Consider the following 925-nt stretch of genomic DNA (forward strand, 5'->3'; position numbering starts at 1 on the left):
CGAACCCCGGCCCTGGCCCCACACCCACGACCGCCCCGCCCGCGCCGCCGTCTCCTCCTTCGGTATCAGCGGGACCAACGCACACGTGATCCTGGAAGAGGCGAAGAGCGTGCCGCGGGAGGCCGCCGCGCCGAAGGCCGGCGCTCCTGAGCCCGACACGGCGGCAGCAGTACGAGCCGGTGAAGCCGATACCCCGCCGGTGCCTCTCCCCTGGGCCCTGTCCGCCCGTAGCGCCGACGGTCTGCGTGCGCAGGCCCGCCGGTTGCTCGACCTCGCCGCCCGCCCCGGCCTCTCCCCCGCCGACATCGGCTACTCGCTCGCCACGACGCGGAGCACCTTCGAGCACCGGGCCGTCGTACTGGGTCGGAGTACGGCCGATCTCGTGCAGCGGCTGGAGACTCTGGCTGCCGGGACTGCCGGGACCTCCCATCCGGAGGTGATCACGGGGCACGCCCCCGGCCCCGTAAGCACTGCGTTCGTGTTCTCGGGCCAGGGGGCGCAGAGGCTCGGCATGGGCCGTGAACTGGCCGCCGCGATACCGGAGTTCGCCTCTGCGCTGGACGAGGTCTGCAAGCACCTCGACCAACTCCTTGACCGTCCGCTGCGTGACGTGATGTTCGCCGCCGAGAGCGACATCGAGGGTACGGCCGACGCGCCCCTCATCGACCGGACCGAGTACACCCAGCCCGCCCTCTTCGCCATCGAGGTCGCCCTGTTCCGACTCCTGGAGGGATGGGGCGTACGACCCGATTACGTCGCCGGACACTCCATCGGCGAGATCGCCGCCGCCCACGTCGCCGGAGTCATGTCCCTGCAAGACGCCGCCCAACTGGTGGTAGCGCGCGGCCGGTTGATGGGCGCAGCCCGCAACGACGGCGCCATGGTCGCCGTCGGCGCCGCAGAGCAGGACATTCTCGACGACCTC

At 71.7% G+C, this 925-nt stretch carries 1 protein-coding gene; it reads left to right on the forward strand.

Going from position 1 to position 925, the window contains the following annotated elements; translation table 11 throughout:
- Positions 1-925, forward strand: a 925-nt coding sequence (locus tag IE226_RS43670) for an acyltransferase domain-containing protein (RefSeq protein ID WP_190087097.1), incomplete at both ends; no start/stop codon positions are given.

Origin of the sequence: Streptomyces longisporoflavus (genome assembly GCF_014649775.1) — a bacterium.
Taxonomy (GTDB): Bacteria; Actinomycetota; Actinomycetes; order Streptomycetales; family Streptomycetaceae; genus Streptomyces; species Streptomyces longisporoflavus.